The organism is Paenibacillus luteus, assembly GCF_006542765.1.
GTDB lineage: Bacteria > Bacillota > Bacilli > Paenibacillales > Paenibacillaceae > Pristimantibacillus > Pristimantibacillus luteus.
In genome coordinates, this window is the sequence record NZ_SKCD01000011.1 from 110,225 (window position 1) to 130,589 (window position 20,365).

Here is a 20,365-nt window from a genome sequence, read left to right on the forward strand (position 1 = left end):
ATAAGTTTCGCTTTAAGTTTTATACATGCTTTTCTTGCTTCCTTTCCGCCCCACCTTTCTTTAAAGGACATAAAATAGCAAGTAGCCCTCCTTCCCATGTCATACCCTTTCATTATAGAGACAGTACTGCCAAGGAAATAAGATGTAATCTTACGCAAAATGTAGGTGTTTCAAAGATCATACTAAATTTTTTAGTGAGGGATTCCGTCTATAAGGTGGGAGTCTTTCCGTTGTTCAAAGATTCGTTGCAATTGATATCGGATTTAGCCCTATCGAGTTATTTTATATCCTCATGGTTAAGGGCATAATGAGCCGAGGCCCTATTATCATGAAACCTATTTAAAACCCTTGTGAATGAAATCACATAATAGGAAGGCGAGTGAAATCATGAAATCAGGCCCTGAAGACCGTACCCGCCAGCAAGAGAAAAAATTAATTATATTGTGCGCGGTCGTAGCGCTGCTCATGCTCTTGGCGATTATCCGCAAGCTGGTTAGTTAGCAATTACAAAAGAATGAATCATCTAAGGAGTGAACGCTATGCTATTAACCGGATATGATCCTGTCATGTTCAGTCGTATTTTGACCTCTTTGACTCTCGGTTTTCATATCATTTACGCGACGATCGGTGTCGGCGTGCCGCTTATGATTGCATTGGCTGAATGGATCGGCATTAGGCGAAATGATTTTCATTACCTGCTGCTTGCCAGGCGCTGGGCACGCGGCTTCGTCATTACGGTTGCCGTTGGGGTGGTAACGGGGACCGCAATCGGGCTTCAGTTAAGTTTACTATGGCCAAGCTTTATGCGGGTCGCGGGTCAATCGATTTCGCTGCCGCTGTTTCTTGAAACGTTTGCTTTCTTTTTTGAAGCTATATTTCTAGGCATTTATCTTTATACATGGGACCGTTTCAAAAGCCGGATGACGCATTTTTGGCTGCTTATTCCCGTCGTTATTGGCTCCTCCGCATCAGCTTTTTTCATTACCATTGTTAATGCGTTTATGAATTATCCTGTCGGCTTCACGTTGAAGGAAGGTGAAATATCGGAGGTGAATCCGATTGCAGCCATGCTGAGTCCGGCCATGCCTACTAAGGTAGCTCATGTTCTCTCTTCTGCCTACTTAACCTGTGCTTTTGTGCTCGCAGCGATTACAGCCTGGTCACTATTGAAAGGCAAAAATCATGTATATTACAAAAAAGCATTAAAGCTAACGATGGTGTGCGCATTTGTCTTTATGGTATCCACAGCTCTCATCGGTGACTTATCCGGCAAGTATTTGGCCAAATATCAGCCAGAGAAGCTAGCGGCAACCGAATGGCATTTTGAAACGATGGGCAAAGCGCCGCTTGTGCTTGGCGGGGTACTAACCGAAGACAATCAGATTCGATTTGGACTGGAGATCCCATTTGGACTCAGCATCCTTGCTCATAGCAACCCCTTTGCGGAGGTCATTGGACTGAACGAGTTCCCTGAGGATGAACGGCCGCCGCTTTGGATTCATTATTTGTTTGATATCAAAATGGGTTATGTTGCATTCATGGTCCTCGTCTCCATGCTCTTCCTTGTGGAGATGATTCGCAAAAAAGGGAATACATATCGCCGTTGGCTACTTCGCGCCATTGTGGTTGCTGCTCCTGTTGCCATACTCACGATTGAGCATGGCTGGATATTTTCCGAGGTTGGGAGACAGCCTTGGATCTTGCGAGGCATTATGCGGACATCGGAAGGGGCTACAACTTCAGGACATGTGGACTTGATGCTATGGCTATTTGCATTGTTGTACCTTGTACTGGGGGTTTCATCAGTAAGGGTGCTGGTGAAAATGTTCCGAAACAATCAGGCTGAGGATGAACTGGCCAAATACGATAAGGAGGCTCGCGACCTGCTATGAGCTATGAGGTTATTGGCATTACCGTACTATGGACGTTTCTGTTTGGTTATCTGATCGTAGCTTCGATTGATTTCGGTGCAGGATTTTTCAGTTATTACAGCTCCATTACAGGAACGAGGCATCTGATTCATTCCATTATCGACCGTTATCTCTCGCCGGTATGGGAGGTTACGAATGTTTTTCTCGTTTTCTTTTTTGTCGGGTTTATCGGCTTTTTTCCGGATACGGCTTATTATTACGGTACAGCCTTACTCATCCCGGGAAGCATAGCCATCGTATTGCTAGCCATACGTGGTGCTTATTATGCCTTTAATCATTACGGCTCGCGCAGCCGGAAAATATATACGCTTATGTATGGAGCCAGCGGGCTGCTTATTCCAGCGGCGCTATCTACCGTATTGACCATCTCTGAGGGTGGATATATTGAAGTAACCGCGGATGGAAAAGTAGTGTTTCTGGTAAAAGAATTGTTTCAAAGCAGCTATTCCTGGTCCGTCGTACTGCTTGCGCTTGTGAGCGTCCTGTACATATCGGCTATGTTTTTAAGCTTTTATGCACATAAAGCAGGCGATCTTCCGGCATTTCACATTGTTCGAAAATATGCGCTCGCGTGGAGCTTACCGACCATTTTGAGCAGCCTGCTCGTCTTTTTTGCCATCCATGGCCATAATCGAGAGCATTTTGAGAAGATGATGGAGCGATCATGGATGTTCGCCTTTTCCTTTTTGTTTTTTATGCTAGCTGTCTATTTCGTTTGGAAAAAGAAAAATCTCGGTTTATCGTTTATTTTTGTCATGCTGCAATTTGCCTTCGCTTTTTATGGATACGGCTCCGCGCATTTGCCTTACATTTTGTATCCCTACTTAACCATCCATGATAACTTTACGAATGAGTCCATGGCTATTGCGTTAATCGTGGCGTTTGTACTCGGTTTATTGCTCCTGATCCCTTCACTCTATCTGTTGATGCGATTGTTCTTGTTTAACACGCCTTATGTGAAAGGAAAATAAATGGAACAACGAAAGGCGGTATTCCTCGTATGGAGTTTTTATTAATTATGGTCGCCCCCTTACTTATTGTGTGCTGCGCAGTAGCTTTCTTATTTCTATGGGGCGCGAAAGGTCAAACGCAGCCGAAAGAATAATCTGCAAATCAACAAAACCAACCCTGCCTCCGAGCGGGGTTGGTTTCTTTTATTTAAGCTCTGATAACCAGTCAGCCAACTGCTGGATTTCTTCTGCGGTAATGCTTTTGCCAAACTTCGGCATGCCCTTGCGCCCATTCGTCACCACTTCAACGATTTGTTCATTTGAAAGTCTGGCGCCAACGTTCTGTAGATTGGGGCCGGCTCTTCCTTTTAGTTCCGCTCCGTGGCATGAAATACACATTTTTTTGTAAAGGATCGCTGCTTCACCCGTTTCTACAACTTCCCCGTAGCTGTTGCTGTATTCCACCCGATCATTCGTTGCTGTGCTGGCGCAACCGGATAACATAACGGTGAGTGCGATAACCCCCATGACAGTGACCTGCTTTAATTTTTGCTTCATTAGCGTCCCTCCTATTCATTTGAAATTTATCATAACGAATCCGCCGTATTTTTGAATGACTAGAAGGGGCTATTTAAGGCCTCCGATTATGAATTTAATCCAACATGTTCCAAAGGATATGAAAATATATCATTAACTTTAATGTTACTTATAATTGATAATTTCATTATGTATTTCTTATTGACAACACGTTACTGCTTTAAATATACTGTTCTTGTGAACAAAAACAATAACATCAGTATTTATGATTAACTTTTAAATTAATTTAATTTAGAGGAGGATTTTTGTGACAGTAACTAATCATGCCATTCCGCGCCCGGAATATCCCCGCCCCCAAATGGTTCGCTCCAAGTGGCTTAACTTGAATGGCGAGTGGGGATTTGAAATCGATAATGGTCAAAGCGGTAAACAGCGCCAGCTGTTCGAGACCAAAGCTTTAGCAGATAAAATCAAGGTGCCTTTCTGTCCAGAGAGCAAGCTGTCAGGCATAGAAAACAAAGATTTTATGGCTGCCGTTTGGTACTGTAAAGAAATAACGATTCCTACGGACTGGAATAACGATCGTATTCTTCTTCATTTCGGTGCTGTTGATTATGAAACCGAAGTATGGGTGAACGGGAAATCCGCAGGTACGCATCGAGGCGGTTATGCCTCATTTTCGCTTGATATCACTCACCTGCTTATCGCTGGAACGAATGTGTTGACCGTATGTGCGGAGGACGATGTCCGCTCAGGTCTTCAACCGCGAGGCAAGCAATCGGCTTTATTTCATTCACATGGCTGTGATTATACGAGAACAACAGGAATTTGGCAGACAGTATGGCTAGAAGCTGTCCCTCAGCACTATCTCCAAGGGTTCAAGTTAACCCCTGATCCAGATAATCAATCTCTGCATGTCGAAGGTGATTTCGTAAATTCTGATGGCTTTACTTTAATAGTGGAAGCCGAGTTTGGCGGAAAAACGGTAGGCACTCAATCCGCGTTCATCAGCGGCAACCAAAGTCGCCTGTCAGTGAAGCTCATGGAGAGTCATTTATGGGAAATCGGTTCGCCTAAGCTCTACGATCTGAAATTATCCATACAGCAAAACGGGAAAACCATCGATGAGGTGGAGAGCTACTTTGGCCTTCGTTCTGTGAAATGGGACAACAATGCGATATTGATCAACGGCATACCTGTGTTTCAGCGTTTAGTGCTGGATCAAGGCTTTTATCCAGACGGAGTATATACAGCGCCTACGGATGCCGATCTGAAACGCGATATCGAATTGTCCATGAGCCTTGGCTTTAACGGCGCACGCCTGCACGAGAAAGTTTTTGAAGCACGTTTCTTGTTTTGGGCAGATCAACTCGGCTACATCGTTTGGGGTGAGCATGCAAATTGGGGGCTTGATATTACGACGGCTCAGGGGCTTCAGCAGTTTTTGCCGGAGTGGATCGAAATTGTGAAACGCGACTATAATAGTCCGGCATTAGTGGGCTGGTGCCCGTTCAATGAAACCTGGGACGGACCGCAGGGTACCCGCCAAAATGATGAGGTGCTGCGGATTACTTACCAAGTAACCAAATCATTGGATGCTACCCGTCCGGTTATTGATACAAGCGGTAATTTCCATGTGGTTACCGATATTTTTGATATACATGATTATGAGCAAAATCCAGAGAAATTTGCCGAGAAATACGAGGCCATGCGAAGCGGCGGCGAACGATATGTAACCTTCCCAGATCGGCAAAAATACGAAGGGCAGCCTTACTTTGTCAGTGAATATGGCGGAATTTGGTGGAACCCGGGGCAAGCCGACCAGAAGAGCTGGGGCTACGGCGACCGTCCGAAGACGGAACAGGAATTCATTAGCCGTTATGAGGGCTTAACTTTATCGCTGCTTGAGAACCCGTATATTTGTGCCTTCTGCTATACGCAGCTTTATGATGTTGAACAGGAAGTTAATGGTCTGCTGACTTACGATCGAAATCACAAGTTTGATCCTGAAATCATTCGCCGTATTAATGCTACCGTTGCGGCTATCGAGAAGATAGCCGCAAATACAGTAAAGTAAATGTTCATACGGAAAACAAGCCATTCCCTCAGGAAATGGCTTGTTTTCTTAGCTTAGATTCAACCTTGCTTAGCTTATTCTAGCGCCTTCAAAACGTGTGGCTAAGCCGCTTTGTATATCTCCGTTTTCCCCGGTTGCCCTTGCAAATACCTCTACCCGATCACGTGCATGTAATTGTATAATGCCTGCTGCATCAATCAACCCTGTTCTAGGGGTGAAGTTTTCTTGATCAGATATTCGGGGAACGCCATTGATTCTAATCTGCAAATCCATAACCACAGGTGTAAGTGTGATAGTTTCAAAAGAAACACTTGCAAATAGAGAATAGATGCCATTGTGCTTTGGACGGAAAGTGGATGTCGCTGAATTATACTCATTGTTCAGATCTAATTCTTCCACTTGGTATCTCACTTTAGTAAATACACCATTTAGGATCGTTTGATCCGCACCGGAGACCGCTCTAAACGCTGATCTCCGGATTTTAATCGGTTTACAGACACGCTTCCTGCTAACTGCTTTTTTACAAACCGTTTTTTTGCAGATGATTGTTGTACAAGTCCTCTTTGCGACTCTAGTTCTTCTAATTGTCATTCATCTTCCTCCTTGTAGTGTGCTATTCTAGCATTTACTATCATATGGAGGAGAGATTCTAATAGAAACGATATCAGCCCGTCCTAGATTAAAAAAGGCTTTTATCAGCCAAACGGTTGTTAATTGCTGCTCAGAGCAGCTTGGTTCGTTATCTCCGTCGTTTGGAATCTATTTTTTTGCTAAGATGTTTTTCTAACAATTGTTTGTTTTCCAATAGATTAGGATCATTTGGAGCATACGAAAGTGCAATTTCGTTATGTCTGTAAGCCTGTTCTAAATCTCCGAGCTTGCCATAGCATGCCGTAAGCTGCAAGTGGGGAAACCAAGTCCAGGCCATGTTATTCATTCCTAACAACCGTTCTTGTGGCTTATCGAGTTTGAGCGCCAACTGATACCAGTAAACAGCTTTGTTAAAATCATGGTTTTCTTGAAAATAGTAAGCAATTCGGCAAACATAATCCGCTCGCGGAATATCGAAATTAAATGTCATTAATAATGCCTGCAGCTCTAGTTCTTTCTGTCCAAGCTCATGATAACAGTGAGCAATCCGGTCACAAGCTTGCAATTTATACTCAAAATAACTGGAAGCGTCAGTGATGATGGAGGTAAAGATCTCGACCGCTTTCTCGTAATTGCGATTAGCTGACAACTCCATGGCATAATGCAATAATTGCCGATCTGATAGTCGCCCCCCTTGACTTGCTATTTCCTCAAAGATACGTAAATTCCGTTTCTGGTGAGTATGGACCCGGTCATGACTTACCGCTATATCGGAGAAGACGATATTCCCGCTGACCAAAAGATACTCATGCACCGGATCCTGCCATTGAAAATCCTTGGAACGCTTTACGAGTCTGTTTCTCTTTACAACGGTAATGGGCTGTCCATGTGGATCGAAAGCGATGTTGTAGTCCATACAAACGGAATCTACTTGGTGATCCAGAGTCTGCTTCAAGGTCTTGAATTTGTTCAGATCGTCAGCCTGCAGCACATCGTCCGCATCTAACCATAAAATATATTCTTGAGTAGCTTGACGAAAAGAGAAATTTCTCGCAGCTGAGAAATCATCGTTCCACTCAAAATGAAACAGGCGATCGGTATACCTCGCGGCTATGTTCTTCGTGGCGTCGGTCGATCCCGTGTCCACGATGACGATCTCATCCACGAGATTTTTTACCGAACGCAAGCATCGCTCCAACACTTGCTCCTCGTTTTTTACAATCATGCACAAACTAATGGTAATCATTCCTAAACCCCTCCGTCACCTGTGACTGTAACCGTTCTGCTCCCTATCCATGTCCTTGGTTAGAGAGCACTGACTGGAACGTTTCTTTATATTACGTATAGACTATTGTAATTGCATGTACATATCGTTAATTTCCACGTCGTGAAGTAAGATACAGCCTTGTGCAAAAAACAAAAAAGCCGCTCCTCAATGAGAAGCGACTTTCTTGATTTAATAGCTAATGTAGATTGGTTGTTTACTCTACTTTTACGGGAATGCTGATCGTTTTGGACCAGGTTTTCCCGCCATCCGTAGTTTTGTATACGGCCGGACTTGTCAGGCTTGTATCCGCCATCCAGCCGCTATTTTTGCTAGTAAACGAGATGACGCTCTCGTAACCTTTGATCGGTTTGAGATTGGTCCAGGTTTTTCCGGCATCTAATGAACGGCCCACGCCAATGGCTTCTCCTGCAGGCGAGTATCCGGCGAGTATAGCCGCTCCGTCTACGAGTTGAAAATTGCTTGGATGGCCGCCTGGCGAAGCTGGGCCTTCCGTCACAATACCTACAGCACCGCCTGGAGCAGGACCTCCGCCTGCGGTGTCTTGGCTAATCACTTTGCGCCAGCTCGCACCACTGTCCGGTGAAGCATACAGGGAATAAGATTGCTGGGACATCCCTGCTCCTCCATAAAATTCGGCCCATACCTCATTGCCCTTCGTGAAAATCTCTCCGCCGCTAACCTCATCGGATTTCACATTGAGCTTGACGGCCCACTTCGCTCCGCCATCGGTAGTTCGGTAAAGTTTATAGCCGTAACCTGGGAGGACAACAAGTGCCCAGCCATGCTTCACATCTTCAAACTCTGCGTATCGTGTATTTGCTGGTGTAGAGATTTTGGTCCAGCTCTTGCCGCTATTGGATGTTTTATAAGCAAAAGCTTTCGTGTAACCAAATCCATTCGATGCATCTGTAAAATGGATTCGCTCCAAAGCGATAGCTCCGGTTGGGTATTTCGTAAAAGTGCTTCCGCCATCCGTTATATGAATAAGGGCATTAGGCCCAGTAACGGATGATTTGGCTAACGCCCAGCCTGTCGTGTTGGATATATAGTCTAACTGGGTAAATTGCCAAGTCCCTTTATAAATGGATTGCCAAGAAGCTCCTGCGTCCGAGGTGCCGATAAGGAAGCCGTTTCCAGCAGCGCGGCCGGTCGTATTGTTCAGAAACTGAATTTCGCTGAACCGATACTCGGAAGCTCCAGCTGGCGTACCGTTGAAAAGTTCCTTGCCTGCGGTACCTTCTTCTGCTTGTGCTAGCGGAGTGATGGTTGCAAGTCCAATGACCAAAGAAGCAGCTACAATACTATGTTTGAATTTGAATTTTTTCATGTGATTCCTCCTTCTTTCTCTTAGCAGTAGGATTAGCTTATTTATGGAAATATACCCGTTTTACCTATAAACGAATCTTAGGAAGAAGTCTACTATAGAATTGAAACGATACAGAACGACGAAAGCCCACTACGGATAGTGGGCTTTCATCGTTCTAATTCTCAGTCAAGTTGTAGGTCAGTTTGGTTTCAGTTCGGTCCATAAAGTAAACATGAGAGAGGAGCAGGCTGCTTCCAACTCGTTCAATTACTTTTAGGCCATCCCATTGATAGAAATAGCTATCTCTTATATCGATTGTTCTATAAATCTCGAGCTTATCTTTATCCAGCAAAACGTCTGCCAAACGTGTCGCTTTATTGGTTTTACGATCAATCAACGTAAGCCAACCTGTATCATGCGGCCGGACCACCATATACTCCTCATCATACAGCTCCACTTGGAAAGAAGAAGCATCCAAACCGGTTAGCGTTTTTAAATCATGGGTCGCTTTAACGCTACCGTCACGATTGACTTCGATTAATTGGGTTCCATTGAGGAGGAGCGCATTTTTTCCCGTAGACCAATCTATATTTTGAATCGGATGGATTCCCCAATACTGAACCTTCGTTTCCAGTTTGAGCTTTTCATCCACAATGAGCAGTTTGTAAATATCATCGTTAAGATGCGGTTCACCATAGTTATCATGAATTTTTAATAAATCGACATTTGAAGAGAGCGTATCGATGGAAAATGTAGGATATTCCCATATATTCACATCCGTGTCAGCGACAAACGTGGCAGCCTTGGCGTTGACAGATAGATAAAGCTTGCCATCCTTTTTATCCACCCAATACGATTTAACGCCCTTCTCTGCAAAAATATATCGTTGATTAAAGGCAAGGTTCACCCGTTGTTCTTTATCGAACCATTGCACGCCTGCTCCTAGCCCTTCCGTCACAAAACGGACTGGAACATATACCGTTCCGTTAATATTTTTGGGTATGGTGGGCAGCGTGTAAGACTTACCGTTCAACATGGTTTGCTTGCTGCCGAGCCTCATTTCGATGTGAGTGGTTGGACTATTCACGATGATGCTTTTACCTTCGGAAAAATAGGTCGTTTTACTATTCATTAGCGTTCCGATTTCTCTTAGCGGCAAGAGTACAGCACCATTGATAAGCAGCGGCTCATTCATTAACTCCACATGACTATCATTAATGGTGACTTTAACAGGCAAGGATTTTGCCTCCGCGTTTTCTAATAATGAAGTTATTCCCATTGTGATAACTGTTATTGCGATCATAGCAGCCAGAGTTTTTTTCCATTTCCTCATTTCAAGCAACCCCCATCACTCTTTTCTTTCAATAATTAGACGGAAATTGAGGGGAAATGTTTCTTTTTTAAAGTAAATTTCCAAATATGTACATCCTAAAGCTCGAAAGCCATCAAATCCCGGCCCATGGTGATCTTGTTTGAGTAGATATCACTCATGCCTTGCATGTACTCGGCTTCTGCTTCATCTGTTGCTGCAGGCGCGGGAATATGATGGGTAAGTACGAGATGAGCCACTCCCGCCTGCTTGGCCATCTGAGCCACCTGCAGCGTAGTTGAATGGTATTTGGCGGGATTGGAAAGCGATTGCGCTTGTTCTGGGAATTTTGCAATTAGCGCATCTAGCCATGCTTTGTTATAGGATTCGTGGATAAGGAGGTCTGCGCCTTGACTATATTTAATCATATTTGGAACAGGAATCGTATCTCCAGAGATGACAACCGTTTTGCCGTTGTATTCGATTTTGTAGGCGAGCGCCGGATAGACCGGACGATGGTCAACCTCGAAAGCTGTAATTTTTAGACCAGCTCTATCATAGACGACACCTTCATTATTTTCGATATAGTTGATTTTCGAGCCTTCGTCAGCGGATAAGTTATAATTGACTCTTAAATTGGCATCGAAATCAAATGATTCTCGCATTTTCCCAATGATTTCTTTTGTCGTTGTTGGTCCATACACGTTCATAGGAACTGATCGTCCTTCAAACACTCTCTCCGGTATGACATGCGTGCGCCAACTGGATATAAACAAATCAAAAAAACCGGAATTATGGTCGCTGTGATGATGGGTGAAAAATACATCGGCTATTCGCTGCGGCATGATGCCTGCTTTGATCAACTGATCGACTACGGCGCCTCCACAATCAATAAGGATGACTTTATCTCCTGCTAATATGGCGACGCTTGATTTGGCTCTTCCACTGTAAGCACGTGGTGTGCCAGTGCCAAGCAGTATGACTTTCAAATTTTCGTGGAAATCGGGAAGCAGTGTTTCTTGTGATTGAATTTGCATAGATAAACCCTCCATCGTATTGAATTGATTTTATAAATTGCTCCAGTTCAGACGTGTTCCGCGCGTTAAATATCATCAAAAAAGCGATTAGGATGCAAAATGCTTATTTTTTTCTTCGTATACGTGATCATCTCGTTCTCTTTCCATTTATTCAACGTCTCAGTTATCGTTTGTCTGCTGCAGCCTATGACATAGGAAATCTCTTCGTGGCTGAGCTGCAAATTCACCTCAAGAGTGCCCTCTCTTCGCTTACCTATTTGATAGAGGAACCAACCAAGGCGCCATGCAGCAGGACGGCTGATCAGCGATTCTACCCTTTGCTGGGTTTGAAGCAACCTGCGTGCTGTTATCACGGCCAATGAATAGGAAAACTCAGCGTTCTGCATGGTCAGCTCGTGATACTGCCTGGACTCCAACGACATGATTTGACTGGCTGTTAAGCATTTGGCATAGCGTCTGCGATTCACATGGGCAAGCAGCTCTGCATTCCCGAAGACCTCGCCGGGGTATCGCAGAAACAACGTTATTCCCTGTCCTTCCTGTGTGGATTGGGAAATTTTCACCAGTCCATTCTCCACTAAATAAACGGCAGTGACAGGATCATTTTCTTGGAAAAGGAACTCGTTTTTCTTATATGTCCTGCTCGTCCCAAATTTGTTAAAGGCATCGAGAATGATTTGATTATGATGATCGGAATGATGTGCATCGATCGCATGACTGGTTTCTATTTTTATTTCTATTTCAGTTCCGCTCATAGCTGCCCTTCCTTCTCCGCAAATCCAACTATTCTTATGCGTTATAGCTAGAGTACCACAATTTCAATAGTAAAAATGTCGGTTAACTGACAAAATCTTATCTTTGGCACTTTACCGGCTGCACTCATAGGGTCATCTTCTGTGAAATGTGTGAAAAAAAACCTGATCATACCGATCAGGTTCGTGATTACCACTCTTGTTAACTTAGGGAAAGGTTAGTGGCCGCGTGATAGCGCCGACTGTGCCATTCGCTCCTGGCGTAAAGACGTTCAGGCCGGCATTGAACATATAATTTTGAGAATTGTTATTATCCCATGTGCCGCTGCCGTTATTAAAGACCGCCTCCAGCTGCGTGGCAGTGCCTAGATCAATGATGACCTTTGCATAGCCGCTAACCTCGGAGTCTGCCATCGGCTTGCCTGGAACGGTCGTCCAAGTTCCGCCAGCTGGTCGATAGTGAATATAAGGTGATGAATATCCTTTCTTATAATAAATCGTTACCTGGTTTAAACTGGATAGTGGATTAGTCGTGACACTCAGGATTGCGCTTGCTTCAGAAATATTTCCAGCACCGTCATACGCCTTGATAAAATAGCTATAAGCGGTATTAGAGGTTAACCCTGTGTTTGTATAGCTCGCAGTAACCGAGTTCGCGATTTTGACACCATTGCGCCAGATTTCATAACCAGCTACCCCGGTCATATCGGTCGATGCCGTCCAACTTAAGGAAATCGAGCTGTCGGTCTTAGTTGTTGAAATTAAGCCTGACGGTACGGTTGGTGCGGTTGTGTCCACGCTTTGCGGCGCACTTGCCGTAATTGTGCCCGCCGCTCCGTTGATACCTGGTGTATAGGTGTTTATGCCTTTATTAAATCTGTAGTTCTGCATGTTGTTGCTGTCCCAAGTGCCGTTTCCATTGTTGAAGCAGGCTTCAAGTTGAGCAGCAGATGCGATGGCGATCGTTATTTTGCTGTAACCGTTTATTTCAGAGTCTGCCATTTGCGCTCCAGGGGCGGTCGTCCATGTCCCTCCAGCCGGGCGATAATGAATATACGGAGTTGCATAACCTTTCTTGTAATAAATGGTGACCTGATTATCACTTGGCTGAGCAATCGGCTGCGCATGGCTGATTACATATTGCTTATAGCCGGCCATACTGCCGCTAGCCGAGCCGTCTCCATTCACTACGTTAGCCAAACGCAGAAGAGTAAAGCCGTTATAGCTCCATTTGGTTATTTGCTCTTCGATTTTTTGGAAGCTTCCTGTAGGAAGCGCATTTTCGCCATTCAACCTAACCCCTTTGGCATTGGCTATCGAAGAAACGGTATCGACAAGCGTGGAGGGCAGCGAAAAAGCAGGTGAACTTCCGCTATCGTACATTTCAAGTGCGGTAAAGGTTAAGTCAAGATTACTATCTTTAAATTTCTGAATCAATTCATTGTAATTGTAGTAGCCAGCTGCATGCTCGGCGCTGTGCTGCGCACTCGGGTTGTTCATTTGCCAGTGGATTCCGGAGATTTTAGCGCCAATTCTCACGCCGAATACAGAATCGAATTGTTGATGGGCTGCCGCTGCAATAACGCCCAAATGATTTTCGAGTACGCTTTGATTCCAAGCCAGAAAATCCTTTCCATATGCCGTGTTGTAGCCTCCGTTAGCGTAGAAGGCATCTCCATCGCTAGGCGGATTGATTTGGCTTGTGTTTGTTAACTGCAATCCCCACGCTTGGTTGACTCCGTTTAACGAGCTGTATTTACTGAGCATTGCTGAACGGAAAGCATTTTTGGCAGAGTCCGTATAGACTTGAAATTTGCCTCGTGACGGATAACTCCAGCCTGCCGACTGGTAATAGGATGGATAGCGAAGCTCACCGGATGGACCGGCGCTCAAGTAAATTTTTGCTATCATAGGCTTGTAGGAAGAGAAGTTTTGGGCGAAGGAAGAATATAGCTCATTATATTGCTGTTCAATGCCACTCCAAAAAGGTGAAATGGCTTCATTGTTGACATAACCAGTCTCGCTTTTATATTTCATTTCGTCAGCAGTGCCTTTGCTCCAGAGCCAGGAAGGAATCGGAATATTGCAGTCATCGCCGGGGTTTCCGCCACAGGTATGCGTAGAGAGGATGGGTACCCATTTTAAGCCGGTTTCTAATACAGCGTTAGCATAGGTCTTATAGTAAGTCCAATCAAACTGGTTGTCCCCTGCTGCTTCCACATCGCCCCACCATACATCGGTAGTCAGTGCATAGACGCCATTGTTTTTCAACGTATTCAGCTGATTTTTGAATGCATTCCAGTCCGTAATCTTCGTAAGCGGTGCCATAACCGAAGCTTGAAAATCGTTTGCAACATTCGCGCTAGCTGATCCTGGAAAAGAACCGAAGAAGGTTGAAATAAACACCATGGCACCTAATAAAAGTAAATGGCCCTTCTTCCAAAGCATTTTTCTGAAATACAAATTGATCATCCTCCCATGTTTTAAAATAAGTAAGCCATCTTTTGTTCCACAATAAGAAAACGCTTACAAATTTAGTTTAAAATCTTTTCCTTCATTTGAACACGCAAATCCTTGTACTAGGAGGTGGAATATTTTGTCTTGCTTTTAATGTTCGGTTGACTGAAATAGAAGTCCAAATAACGATGCACGATCATCTCCACCTTTGTTCCATGCAACAAATTGTAGACCCGTCACGTTAAAGAAGGTAAGCAGATGTAAAATATACCATTACTGAGAAAAGGAGTTTCCCGTATTTTGAAAGCGAAAAAAATAGGATTGCTATTCATTGTACCTGTCGTTTCCATCTTTTTTGCCGTCTACTTCGGAATATATGTCAGCAAAGCCTATTACCCTAACCTTCCTTTCGAAGGCGGATCAAAAAAAAATGTCGTTGAAAAGCTGGAGAATAGCAATCAAGAGCTGGTGACATTAGCAAAGGTAAACGGCTATTATTGGCTAGGTTTTGAAGGGAACCAAAAAGAAGGAAAAGATAAAATCATTAAAGAAATGGAAAGCAAAGGATTGAAATACAATTATTACGAAGGGTCCGGCATTTTTTTCGGAGAAACGGATCGCGTTGTCGTAACTGGGCAGGTTTGGACCCGAAAATATATTCTGTACAAAATTCCGGAAGAAAGCTTTTTGGGGAATGAAGATACATAAAGATATTCCATCTCCATGTTCCACGTAAGCAGACTGCAGCCATTGCAGATAGACTCGATTTTTTGCCACCCTTCTTCGCTTTCATAGTGAATCGATCCGCTGTTCATTCCACGTTCCAATAAAAAAAGCTAACCCTCAAACGAGGGTTAGTCTTGGTATTTTATGGTGCAAAGCTTAGTGACAGAAGAAAATAAAGTCTTAGACTGATTTTACATCATTAAGCTAATGGGCAGATTCTACGTCTTTTGATCAGTCCGGACTTCTCCCTCGATTGGTACAATAATGACATCAGTGAAATCTTCGTTCAAATGGTAGTCGTTAAAGCCTAACACGGTACTTGTACCTTTACTATCGATCGTTCCGTAAATTTTTTTTTCAAGCATAATATTATCAGTGAAAAAGACGGATTCGCCAAAGCCCTCATGTCTCTTGCCTACTTCACCATTCCTTCCCATAGAATCATTTTGCCATGTCACAACCGCAATTCCATCCTGATTAATCTCTCTATAATTAATTAGTCCTTTATACTCTACCTCAAAACGCAGCGCTTCTCCCTTTGGAAAAGTATAAGTAAAAGTGAATCCTTCTCCTGATGCTTCTATTTCTTTATCCACATACGTTGCTGGATAACGAATTGCAATTTCACGAGCTTTTACTAAATCTCCGCTCATGAGTATTTTGAAGCGCTCATGACCAGAAGGAGTCCGAACAATTACAGTCTTATCCGTACTGTTGTATTTCACTGTTCCCCCCAGTGTTTCTGAGAGAAAACGCAGAGGAAGATAAGTTCTACCATCTTTAATCGTTACAGGGGCATCCAGCTTGACGCTTTTACCGTTAAATAGGGCAGTTTTGGCTCCACCAGTAAGGCGCACAGTTAAGTTCTTTTCTTTATTAATTATTATTATCGTTTTAGTAGCCTGTTCATAGGAATAAATTAGTTTTTCAGGATCATTAAAAGATTTTAGTTGTACCATTGTCCTTTCGTTTACTGTTAGTACATTTTCCTGCAACGCGCCATCAATATAAACCAATGTTTGTTTTTGCGGCGCAGCGGAGATTGCCGATCCTGATGCCAGCATTCCAATAATGGAAAGCGAAGCAACTGTTGTGTGCATCCATTTTTTCAATTGTAAGTCCTCCCTATATCGATCTTCTTTATTTCTACTGCTAATGACGTAATTTTCCATATAAAGTTGCAAGTTTATAATATTTTCTAGAAGATGGAGATTCCTTGAGCTAACAGGAGACGTTTGAACTCAATAAAACAGCGGCAGTCTAGGACTTTTTTCCTCGTCCTTGACTGCCGCTGTTTTATAATTGGGGCCGGTCTGATACTTTATTTTCTTTCTATACTTAGTCGTCAAGCAAAGACTTGACGAAACGCAGCGCGTAAAGAATCAAGTTGATGAGATCTAAGTAAATATTAACGACCATGAGTGGAATATCACTCTCTTCAAAGCCTTCCTTGGACATACGGTTGAAGTCATACAAGGTGTAGCCGATAAAGATCAATAAGCCAAAACCGGCATAGATCGTTTCCATCACGCCTCTAAAGGGAATGAAAAATTGCATTAAGCCCATTACGACAAGCCCAATGAGGGACGCGAACAGAAAACCACCGAGAAAGCGGAAATCCTCCTTTGTGTAGGTCGCATAAATAGCAAGTCCCGCATAGATGAGGACTGCAACGGCTACCGTTTGGATGACAATGGATGCCCCCATCGATGCGATGTAATAGCTTAAGGCAAACTGGAGCGTCGCACCGGATACGACCATAAAAGCGTACATTAAAGAATACCCAATGACCTTTGACTTGCGAAGAAACATGATAGCAATGATTAAGCCAATCTCCACTACGAACAGTGGAATTCTCGCTGCGTTAGGAAGCATTGTACCGATCAGCATGCCGCCGACTGAGACGAGCATGGCGAAAAAAAAGGTCAACATCAGCTTTTGCATCGGTTTGCCAAAACTTCCTGATTGAATAATACTCATCTTCCATTTCTCCCCAGTAACGATTTTTATAGACCCAATAATAGCATGAAATATGACTATTAAAAAGAGATATAAAAAAAGAGCAATGAATATGCTGCTGCCGGGGTTTGGGAAGAAGCGGTGAGGACTAATACAAACGTGTGAAGGTCGATCGCGTCCAAGCCAGCTTTAAGCCCGCGCGTTCCATGTTCCGTTGACTGCTGGAACCGAAGCTTGCTTGCGCTGCGACGAGCTCACAGCCATCCTCATAGGCGTCATGCAATCTTCTTTGAAGGAGCGCATATTGCAGCCCACGTTGTCTGAACGCTGGGGCCGTTGCGGCTAGCGTACAGGAAGCGATGCCCTTGCTGATATGCATCACAGCCACCGCAGCAGGAATGCCATTCCAATAGGCTAAATAGATGCTCCAGCCTGCACGGTTCAATAAACCAATATTGTTATTTACGAAATGGTGCTTGTCCGATAAAGGCATGCCCGATCCAAGACAATGAATTTCGGCATAATGCTCAAATTGTTCAGGCTGTTCGATTTTTATGATGCTGATTTGATTTGGCAGCTCGGGCTTCTCCGACACTGGCAGTCCGTACAAGACGGAATGAAAGCCGCTTTGGCGCAAGCCATGTTCGGCAAGCTTCTGGAATAGCGGAGTACTCACTCCAACGGGATTCAAATCCAGCTGGAAGTTTCTGTCTCTGGCTTCGTAGAACTGAAGGATATCCTCAAGGCTTCCGCTGTCTTCATCGGATAAACCCTTTACGGAATTGAAAATCCCCCAGGGCATCGTTCTGATATAACAAGCGGTCGTTCTGCCGAAGGTTTCGATCTCCACGCCTTCGGGATTCCCATCCCGCTCGCCAATCGATTGAATTCTAGATGTTATAAAATCGATTTCCGATTGCTGCAAACGCAAGGCAAGCTCTTCATTCATGATTGGAAGCTTCATCAGCTACCTCCTTATTCGATGATGAAACGATCGTTCATCGCCTAAGTATTCAAAATCAGCTTCAAACCTTCAACCTTTAATTGCTCCATGCGGACAACCCAGTCTCTGAGAGCTTCGAAGGTTTCATCCGAGAATCCGAATAGCCGTTTCATTTCATTCGTGATTTTCTTCTCATCATCGTTAAAGTCTCCGTCTGCATAAATCAGCAGCAAGATCTCGGCGAAAAAAATATTTTTAATATGCTCGTCTTTTAGACCGCCTATAATATCCCCAAGCTGTTTTTCCTTAGAAAAACTGATGTCCGTATGTTTAATTTCCATTTCTTCCATAAACGATTGCAAATAATCTCTTTCTTTCTTATGTACGAAGCCATCAGCGCTTGCCACAAGATGAGCTAATTCCAGAAAAGCCTCTTTATGCTCTTTAGTTTGAAGAAAATGTAAAAACAAACGGTCCACTCCCTAGTTTCAAATATGACTGACATTACAGTAATTCGACATCTGCTTATCTTTTCCTACTAGTTTTCTATTTTATTAGATGTTTAAGGTTCCCTAGTTTTTGTTTACTTCTAATAAAAAAGGAAGGTGACCGCAAATGACACAAAAGTCACAGACGATCCAATTTTTCAAATGTCTTTACAGTCGCTTTAAGGATGATGATGTTCCTGCGCTGGGAGCTCAGCTTACATACTATTTGATCCTTGCTTTCTTCCCGTTCCTCATCTTTATGGTTAGCTTACTGAGCTTTATCGAGCTGTCTGGTGACAGCGTCGTGGCAGAACTTATCCGTCTGCTCCCAGCGGCTGCGAGTGATTCGATAAGCGGAATTTTAACAGAGGTAGTGGATAACAGCAGAGGCACTCTGCTCTCCTTTGGTATGATTGCAACCCTGTGGTCGGCTTCCAACGGAATTAATGCTATTCTTAAAGGTTTAAATAAAGCTTATGATACCGAGGAGGTTCGTCCATTTTGGAAGGTTAGGGGCATTTCCCTTATTGCAACGGTATTCCTCGTCGTTGTTATCATGTTGGTGATGATTATGCTCATTTTCGGGAAAAGCATCGGTCAATATTTATTCGAATGGATGAATTATCCTAATGGATTTGAATGGATTTGGAGTGTCCTGAAATATGCGATACCTATTGCGGCGATGATTGGAGCCTTTTCCCTGCTCTACTGGATTGCCCCTAGCCGAAAAATAGGTTTAAAAGAAGTGCTGCCAGGAGCGGTATTTGTAACCTTCGGTTGGATTGTTACGTCCCTGCTTTTCCAATTTTATATTAACAACTTCGGAAATTATTCGAAAACCTACGGCAGTTTGGGTGGCATGATCATATTGTTAATTTGGCTTTATATTAGCTCCATTCTCATTATGCTTGGCGGCGAGATCAACGCAACGCTGGCTTCGGCTAAATCTAATCCTCCTCGTGATCATTCCGCTCGTCATAGCTTCCGATTGTCCCATAAGAAAAATAACGGCGTGAATACGATTCATTCCTAAACAACAAAAACCTGATAGCTGCGGCCATCAGGTTTTGTTTGAGAACCTTGCACCTCTTTGGGCATATGCTGAATAATCAGCTTTCCAAGGGGGAATTACGTTTGTTAGCTTATGATCACAATGGATTATTTGCTCATTATCCTTATTATAATACGTATCCGTACTCGTTTCGCACGCAGCTAGCCTATCAGCCGCTTACGTTTGTGCTTGTCCATGGCTCTTGGGCGGATGCAAGCTTTTGGGATGAAACGGCGTTTGAGCTGCGCAAGCTGGGTCATCATGTTTATACGCCGGAATATGCTGGCCATGGCGCCGACCCCAACAAAAATGTCACACATGCTATGATTGTCAAATCCGTCACCGATTTTATTGTGGCGCATCAGCTTCAGCAGATTATTTTGGTGGGGCACAGCTTTGGAGGAACGGTTGTCCAGAAGGTGGCGGAGGTGGTTCCTAACCGCATTAAGCGTCTCGTTTTTTGGGATGCATTTGTACTGAAGGACGGGGAAGCGGCAGCGAATGAGTTTCCAGCAGCCGCTTTGGCCGCTTTCCAGCAGCTAAGGAAAAGCTCCAAGGATGATACGATTATGCTCCCTTTCCCCTATTTTCGTGATGCATTCGTTAATATCGCTCCACTAGAGACCGCTCTGCAAATTTATAATAAAATTACGCCCGAGCCGGCGAAACCACTCTTTGAGAAGCTGGATCTCAAAGAATTTTACAGACTCAATATTCCAAGAAGTTATATTTTTTTCACCCAAGACAACGTGCTCCCGCAATACAATGCCGAGTACGGTTGGCATCCGCATATGTCCAGCAGATTGGGCATGTTCCGTTACATCCAAGGTGACAGCGATCATATGTCCGCGACCAAGCTGAATCCGGATATGCTAGCTTGGAAGATATACGAGGCAGGACGAGATTAAAGCTTTAAGAAGGGAGGGCGCCTGCAACAGGCACCCTCCCTTCCTTGTCTGTTTA

The 20,365-nt window shown here is 43.9% G+C and carries 19 protein-coding genes; 7 read left to right on the forward strand and 12 right to left on the reverse strand.

Annotated features, from left to right (window positions below):
• The first annotated feature begins 539 nt into the window (after window positions 1–539).
• Genes E0496_RS08485 through cydS form a run of 3 tightly spaced genes read left to right on the forward strand, consistent with a single transcriptional unit; the run spans window position 540 to window position 3,036 of the window.
• Window positions 540–1,892 (forward strand): cytochrome ubiquinol oxidase subunit I, encoded by a 1,353-nt coding sequence (locus tag E0496_RS08485; RefSeq protein ID WP_141501158.1) that lies wholly within the window; start codon window positions 540–542, stop codon window positions 1,890–1,892.
• On the forward strand, window positions 1,889–2,902 hold the full coding sequence (locus E0496_RS08490; protein ID WP_141501159.1) for a cytochrome d ubiquinol oxidase subunit II: 1,014 nt from the start codon (window positions 1,889–1,891) through the stop codon (window positions 2,900–2,902). Before E0496_RS08485 ends, E0496_RS08490 begins: the two co-directional genes overlap by 4 nt.
• Before the next feature lie 29 nt (window positions 2,903–2,931).
• Window positions 2,932–3,036 (forward strand): cytochrome bd oxidase small subunit CydS family protein, encoded by a 105-nt coding sequence (gene cydS, locus E0496_RS37155; protein ID WP_421923475.1) that lies wholly within the window; start codon window positions 2,932–2,934, stop codon window positions 3,034–3,036.
• Window positions 3,037–3,085: 49 nt separating this feature from the next.
• Here cydS and E0496_RS08495 read toward each other — a convergent pair whose 3' ends face one another.
• Window positions 3,086–3,439, reverse strand: coding sequence for a c-type cytochrome (locus tag E0496_RS08495; RefSeq protein ID WP_141501160.1), 354 nt, complete (start codon window positions 3,437–3,439; stop codon window positions 3,086–3,088).
• A 286-nt stretch (window positions 3,440–3,725) separates the two neighbouring features.
• On the opposite strand from E0496_RS08495, the gene E0496_RS08500 reads away from it, so the two are divergent.
• Window positions 3,726–5,495 (forward strand): glycoside hydrolase family 2 protein, encoded by a 1,770-nt coding sequence (locus E0496_RS08500; protein WP_277755840.1) that lies wholly within the window; start codon window positions 3,726–3,728, stop codon window positions 5,493–5,495.
• Between the two features lie 69 nt (window positions 5,496–5,564).
• Here E0496_RS08500 and E0496_RS08505 read toward each other — a convergent pair whose 3' ends face one another.
• The 7 genes from E0496_RS08505 to E0496_RS08535 form a co-directional block, all read right to left on the reverse strand.
• Window positions 5,565–6,086: an ABC transporter permease gene (locus E0496_RS08505; protein WP_141501161.1), complete on the reverse strand. Its 522-nt coding sequence runs from the start codon at window positions 6,084–6,086 to the stop codon at window positions 5,565–5,567.
• 148 nt (window positions 6,087–6,234) lie between these two features.
• A complete protein-coding gene (locus tag E0496_RS08510; RefSeq protein ID WP_141501162.1) occupies window positions 6,235–7,332 on the reverse strand; it encodes a tetratricopeptide repeat-containing glycosyltransferase family 2 protein in 1,098 nt (365 codons plus the stop codon).
• 235 nt (window positions 7,333–7,567) lie between these two features.
• On the reverse strand, window positions 7,568–8,701 hold the full coding sequence (locus tag E0496_RS08515; protein ID WP_141501163.1) for a WD40/YVTN/BNR-like repeat-containing protein: 1,134 nt from the start codon (window positions 8,699–8,701) through the stop codon (window positions 7,568–7,570).
• A 154-nt stretch (window positions 8,702–8,855) separates the two neighbouring features.
• Window positions 8,856–10,013 (reverse strand): stalk domain-containing protein, encoded by a 1,158-nt coding sequence (locus E0496_RS08520; protein WP_141501164.1) that lies wholly within the window; start codon window positions 10,011–10,013, stop codon window positions 8,856–8,858.
• A 95-nt stretch (window positions 10,014–10,108) separates the two neighbouring features.
• Window positions 10,109–11,026 (reverse strand): MBL fold metallo-hydrolase, encoded by a 918-nt coding sequence (locus E0496_RS08525; protein ID WP_241674643.1) that lies wholly within the window; start codon window positions 11,024–11,026, stop codon window positions 10,109–10,111.
• Window positions 11,027–11,091: 65 nt separating this feature from the next.
• Window positions 11,092–11,781, reverse strand: a complete 690-nt coding sequence (locus E0496_RS08530) for a Crp/Fnr family transcriptional regulator (RefSeq protein WP_141501166.1) — start codon at window positions 11,779–11,781, stop codon at window positions 11,092–11,094.
• A 204-nt stretch (window positions 11,782–11,985) separates the two neighbouring features.
• The gene (locus tag E0496_RS08535) at window positions 11,986–14,226 is read right to left on the reverse strand and encodes a family 14 glycosylhydrolase (protein WP_421923666.1); all 2,241 of its coding nucleotides are present in this window, start codon (window positions 14,224–14,226) and stop codon (window positions 11,986–11,988) included.
• A gap of 309 nt (window positions 14,227–14,535) precedes the next feature.
• On the opposite strand from E0496_RS08535, the gene E0496_RS08540 reads away from it, so the two are divergent.
• Window positions 14,536–14,943 carry a hypothetical protein gene (locus tag E0496_RS08540; RefSeq protein ID WP_141501168.1) on the forward strand — a complete coding sequence of 136 codons (408 nt, stop codon included), beginning with the start codon at window positions 14,536–14,538 and terminating at the stop codon, window positions 14,941–14,943.
• 236 nt (window positions 14,944–15,179) lie between these two features.
• On the opposite strand, the gene E0496_RS08545 is transcribed toward E0496_RS08540, so the two are convergent.
• The 4 genes from E0496_RS08545 to E0496_RS08560 all read right to left on the reverse strand — a co-directional run bounded on the left by E0496_RS08545 (window position 15,180) and on the right by E0496_RS08560 (window position 18,333).
• Window positions 15,180–16,073 (reverse strand): copper amine oxidase N-terminal domain-containing protein, encoded by an 894-nt coding sequence (locus tag E0496_RS08545; RefSeq protein WP_161601343.1) that lies wholly within the window; start codon window positions 16,071–16,073, stop codon window positions 15,180–15,182.
• 226 nt (window positions 16,074–16,299) lie between these two features.
• Window positions 16,300–16,941: a Bax inhibitor-1/YccA family protein gene (locus E0496_RS08550; protein WP_141501170.1), complete on the reverse strand. Its 642-nt coding sequence runs from the start codon at window positions 16,939–16,941 to the stop codon at window positions 16,300–16,302.
• A 127-nt stretch (window positions 16,942–17,068) separates the two neighbouring features.
• Window positions 17,069–17,884, reverse strand: a complete 816-nt coding sequence (locus E0496_RS08555) for an N-acetyltransferase (RefSeq protein WP_139998871.1) — start codon at window positions 17,882–17,884, stop codon at window positions 17,069–17,071.
• A 41-nt stretch (window positions 17,885–17,925) separates the two neighbouring features.
• Window positions 17,926–18,333, reverse strand: a complete 408-nt coding sequence (locus E0496_RS08560) for a tellurite resistance TerB family protein (protein WP_141501171.1) — start codon at window positions 18,331–18,333, stop codon at window positions 17,926–17,928.
• Between the two features lie 145 nt (window positions 18,334–18,478).
• Between E0496_RS08560 and E0496_RS08565 the strand changes: the two genes are divergently transcribed.
• Together E0496_RS08565 and E0496_RS08570 are read left to right on the forward strand one after the other, a co-directional pair.
• Window positions 18,479–19,384, forward strand: a complete 906-nt coding sequence (locus E0496_RS08565) for a YihY/virulence factor BrkB family protein (RefSeq protein WP_141501172.1) — start codon at window positions 18,479–18,481, stop codon at window positions 19,382–19,384.
• 101 nt (window positions 19,385–19,485) lie between these two features.
• Window positions 19,486–20,310: an alpha/beta hydrolase gene (locus E0496_RS08570; RefSeq protein ID WP_241674644.1), complete on the forward strand. Its 825-nt coding sequence runs from the start codon at window positions 19,486–19,488 to the stop codon at window positions 20,308–20,310.
• Window positions 20,311–20,365 lie beyond the last annotated feature (55 nt).

Coding starts and splice junctions, on each gene's coding strand:
- E0496_RS08490 (WP_141501159.1), top strand. CDS start 1,889: ATGAGCTATGAGGTTATTGGCATTACCGTACTATGGACGTTTCTGTTT.
- E0496_RS08520 (WP_141501164.1), bottom strand. CDS start 10,013: ATGAGGAAATGGAAAAAAACTCTGGCTGCTATGATCGCAATAACAGTT.
- E0496_RS08495 (WP_141501160.1), bottom strand. CDS start 3,439: ATGAAGCAAAAATTAAAGCAGGTCACTGTCATGGGGGTTATCGCACTC.
- E0496_RS08485 (WP_141501158.1), top strand. CDS start 540: ATGCTATTAACCGGATATGATCCTGTCATGTTCAGTCGTATTTTGACC.
- E0496_RS08505 (WP_141501161.1), bottom strand. CDS start 6,086: ATGACAATTAGAAGAACTAGAGTCGCAAAGAGGACTTGTACAACAATC.
- E0496_RS08555 (WP_139998871.1), bottom strand. CDS start 17,884: ATGAAGCTTCCAATCATGAATGAAGAGCTTGCCTTGCGTTTGCAGCAA.
- E0496_RS08530 (WP_141501166.1), bottom strand. CDS start 11,781: ATGAGCGGAACTGAAATAGAAATAAAAATAGAAACCAGTCATGCGATC.
- E0496_RS08565 (WP_141501172.1), top strand. CDS start 18,479: ATGACACAAAAGTCACAGACGATCCAATTTTTCAAATGTCTTTACAGT.
- E0496_RS08535 (WP_421923666.1), bottom strand. CDS start 14,226: ATGCTTTGGAAGAAGGGCCATTTACTTTTATTAGGTGCCATGGTGTTT.
- cydS (WP_421923475.1), top strand. CDS start 2,932: ATGGAGTTTTTATTAATTATGGTCGCCCCCTTACTTATTGTGTGCTGC.
- E0496_RS08550 (WP_141501170.1), bottom strand. CDS start 16,941: ATGAGTATTATTCAATCAGGAAGTTTTGGCAAACCGATGCAAAAGCTG.
- E0496_RS08515 (WP_141501163.1), bottom strand. CDS start 8,701: ATGAAAAAATTCAAATTCAAACATAGTATTGTAGCTGCTTCTTTGGTC.
- E0496_RS08525 (WP_241674643.1), bottom strand. CDS start 11,026: ATGCAAATTCAATCACAAGAAACACTGCTTCCCGATTTCCACGAAAAT.
- E0496_RS08510 (WP_141501162.1), bottom strand. CDS start 7,332: ATGATTACCATTAGTTTGTGCATGATTGTAAAAAACGAGGAGCAAGTG.